Below are 3,539 nucleotides of genomic sequence, written 5' to 3' on the forward strand. Positions count from 1 at the left end.
GCCCCATGCCGGCCGGGCCGCTCAGGCCGGGGCTGCGGTGCTCAGCCCGATCATGATGACCTACACGGCGGTTCTGGTCGCTGACACGGCGGTGCCGATCTGGCATGACGGCCGCCGGGAGTTACCGTTCGTCTTCGCCGGCGGGTCGCTGACCAGCGGCGGCGGTCTTGGCATGGTGAGCGTCCCGCCGCGCGACGCCGGTCCGGCACGGGTGATGGCGGTGTCCGGCGCCGCGCTCGAGCTTGCCGCGGAGCGGCGGATGACGTCTCGGCTGGGCATGGTCGCTGAGCCGTACCATCGAGGCCGCAGCGGCCGGTGGATGCGCGCGGGACAGGTCCTCACCGCCGCGGGCGCGCTGGGCGCCCTCGCCGCCCGTCGCAGCCGTGCTGGATCGGTGCTGTCCGGGGCGGCGCTGCTGGCCGGGTCGCTGTGTACCCGTTTCGGTGTCTTCGAAGCCGGGATGGCCTCGGCCAAGGACCCGAAGTACACCGTCGTCCCGCAACGCCAACGACGCGACACCTCCCATGATCATGAACAGAAACCGTTCACATAGCACGGCAAGTGTTCATGATCATGGGGCGGAGGTCCGGCGGTCATCGGGCATCCGCCGCGTCGCGCCCTGCCGGTCCAGGTACTCGAGCAGCGGAACGGCGACCCGGCGCGTCGTCCCGAGGGCTTTGCGCGCGTCGCTGACGGTGAACGGCTGCGGCAACGTGCTCAGCACGCGAGCCGCCTCGGTCACACAATCCGGCAGCAGCACGATCCCGTCCGCGATGCGCACCACAGCTCCGGACCGCTCAGCCGCTGCCAGCTCACGACGGCCTAACCCGAGCTCCGCGAGCCGTGCCGCGTCCGGCGCCGCGAAGGGCCGGTCGGCCAGGTCGGACCGCAACGTCGCGATCGCGTCGGCCAGCCCGGGCGGCAACGACGTTCCGTCGGCGGCCCCACGGACGACGACGCGGCCGGAGCGGATCTCGAACGGATCTGTCACCAGGGCGTGAACCAGCGCCCGGTCGGGCAGATCGAGCGCCTGCCGGACCACGTCCACCGGCGGGCCAGGTTCCAGCGGGTGGTCCCGCCGTGCCCCGCCGACGACGTCGTCGAGCCGCGTTCTCAGCCGCGACCACAGCTCGTCGTCGACGAGCCAACCGGCGGCCACCGGCGCGCTCGTCACAGGTACCCCCATCCGCTCCAGGTCCTCGCGTCGAGCCATACCCCGGCGGCGGAGCTCCGAACGTTCGTCGGGGCGGCCGTCGAGTTGGGTCAGCACCTTGGCCCGGGCCGCCGCCGCACCACGCCGAACCAGGGCCGGCGGCGCCACATCCAGCACGGTCACTCCCCCGCTGACATGGTGACGGCCCGGGTCGCGCAGGAGACCGCGGTCCCCGATCCGCAGCGGAACCGGCCGAGGCAACGCCAGCCGGGCGGTGTCCGTTCCGAGCGGACGCACCCGCGCGGTCACTGCGGCCGAGCCGACGTGGAACGTCACGCTGGGCGGCAGCGACGTCACGTCGTCGCCGTGGACCCGTACGTCGACCAGATCGCTCGACCGGAATCGGCCGGGCGTCAGCAGGGCGTCGCCGCGGCGGAGGTCGCCGGCGTCGACACCACGCAGGTTCACCGCCACCCGGGCGACGGCCGAGACTCCGGAGGCCGTGCGGCCCAGGCATTGCAGCCCCCGGACCCGGACCGTGCGATCGAGCGACGTGGCCTCCAACCGATCGCCCGCCCGCAGACGACCGGCCGAGAGCGTCCCGGTAGCGACGGTGCCGCTGCCGGTGATGGTGAAGGACCGATCGACCCAGAGCCGGACCGGGGCGTCGGCATCCGGTTCCGGTAGCCGCGACACGAGCCGGTCCAGCGCTCTCCTCAGCTCCTCCAACCCGGTGCCGTCCGTGCCGCTGACGGCAACGGTCTCCACGTCGCCGAGCGACGTCGCGGCGACCTCGTCGAGCGCGCGGCGGGCCGCCGGTTCCGGGTCCGCGAGATCACTACGGGTGACGGCGAGCAACGCGTGTTCCACGCCCAGGGCATGCAACACATCCAGATGCTCGGCGGACTGCGGCATCCAACTCTCGTCGGCGGCGACGACGAACAGCACCGCGGGCACCGGCCCGACACCGGCGAGCATGTTCGGCACGAACCGCTCATGGCCAGGCACGTCGACGAAGGCGACCGTCGCGCCCGACGGCAGGCTCGTCCAGGCGAAGCCCAGGTCGATCGTCAGGCCGCGCTGCCGCTCCTCCGCCCACCGGTCCGGCTCCATCCCGGTGAGCGCCTTGACCAGCGTTGACTTCCCATGGTCGACGTGGCCGGCGGTGGCCACCACGTGCATGTCACGCCTGCCCCTGGGTGGCTGTGAGCACCGCACAGTGGACCGTCTGGTCCAGGCTTTCAGGCACGCAGCGCAGGTCCAGCAGGAGCCGGCCGTGCTCGACCCGCCCCACGATGGCGGGCTCCGTGGTACGCAGCGGAATCGCCAGGTCGGGCTTGAGCGCGACCGCCCACGACGGCAGCTCCAGGCCGGGTGCACCGCCGCCGCCCACCACACTGACGGTCTCGACCACATCGGCCGTGACACCTACCTGGCGCAGCCCGTCCCGCAGGCCCTCCGCCCGCGCATGCAGCTCGGACACGTCGCGCCGGAGTGACTGCCAGGTCGGCGACTCCGTCCCTCGCACGGTGGCCTCCAGCGCGGCGAGGGTGAGCTTGTCCACCCGCAGCGCCCGGGCAAGTGGGTGGCTGCGCAGCCGATCGATGATGTCGGCACGGCCGAGCATCAGGCCGGATTGCGGGCCGCCCAGCAGCTTGTCTCCACTCGCCGTGATCAGATCGGCCCCGTCGGCCAGCATCGTGCTCGCGTCGGGTTCGTCCGGAAGCAGCGGGTCAGGAGAGAGCATTCCGGAGCCGGTGTCCACCACCACCGGGACCGGAAGGCCGGCCAGATCGCGCACGGAGACCGCCGAGACGAACCCGCTCATGGTGAAGTTCGACGGGTGCACCTTGAGGATGAACCCGGTGTCCGGCCCGATCACGGACTCGTAGTCGCGCAGCGATGTGCGGTTGGTGGTCCCGACCTCACGCAACGACGCACCCGTGCATTCGAGCAGGTCCGGAAGCCGGAATCCGTCACCGATCTCGACCAGCTCGCCGCGGCTCACCACGATCTCCCGGCCCGCCGCGAGCGCCGTCGCGGCGAGGACCAGTGCCGCCGCCCCATTGTTCACCACATGGGTCGCTTCGGCTGCGGGCACGGCGGCCGCCAAGGCGTCCATGGTCCCGCGGCCGCGCTGGGCCCGTTGCCCGGTCTCCACGTCATACTCGACATCCGTGTGGCCTGCCGCTGCCTGCAACGCTTCGATAGCCGCGGCCGACAGCTGTGCCCGGCCGAGGTTGGTGTGCAGAATCACCCCGGTGGCGTTGATCGTGGGCCGCAACGTCGTGGCGCGGCGCGGCAGGGCAGCCGCCGCCGCGTCCGCCACGGAGTCGGTTGAGATCTCACCCCGCCGGGCACGCTCTTGCGCCTGAGTGACCACGCC

Annotated in this window: 2 protein-coding genes and 1 pseudogene; 1 reads left to right on the forward strand and 2 read right to left on the reverse strand. The window is 72.3% G+C overall.

Features of this window, described 5'->3' with window-relative positions; genetic code table 11:
• Positions 1-553: pseudogene (locus ELR45_RS36880) on the forward strand (NrfD/PsrC family molybdoenzyme membrane anchor subunit); the annotation flags it as partial.
• 18 nt (positions 554-571) lie between these two features.
• Here the strand turns inward: ELR45_RS36880 and selB are convergent.
• Together selB and selA are read right to left on the reverse strand one after the other, a co-directional pair.
• Positions 572-2,335, reverse strand: a complete 1,764-nt coding sequence (gene selB, locus ELR45_RS04430; RefSeq protein ID WP_129663778.1) for a selenocysteine-specific translation elongation factor — start codon at positions 2,333-2,335, stop codon at positions 572-574.
• A 1-nt stretch (position 2,336) separates the two neighbouring features.
• Positions 2,337-3,539 (reverse strand): L-seryl-tRNA(Sec) selenium transferase (selA, locus tag ELR45_RS04435; RefSeq protein WP_205855935.1); only part of this gene is annotated, 1,203 nt, incomplete at its 5' end.

The sequence above is a fragment of the Phytoactinopolyspora endophytica genome (genome assembly GCF_004138495.1).
Taxonomy (GTDB): domain Bacteria; phylum Actinomycetota; class Actinomycetes; order Jiangellales; family Jiangellaceae; genus Phytoactinopolyspora; species Phytoactinopolyspora endophytica.

Coding starts and splice junctions, on each gene's coding strand:
- selB (WP_129663778.1), bottom strand. CDS start 2,335: ATGCACGTGGTGGCCACCGCCGGCCACGTCGACCATGGGAAGTCAACG.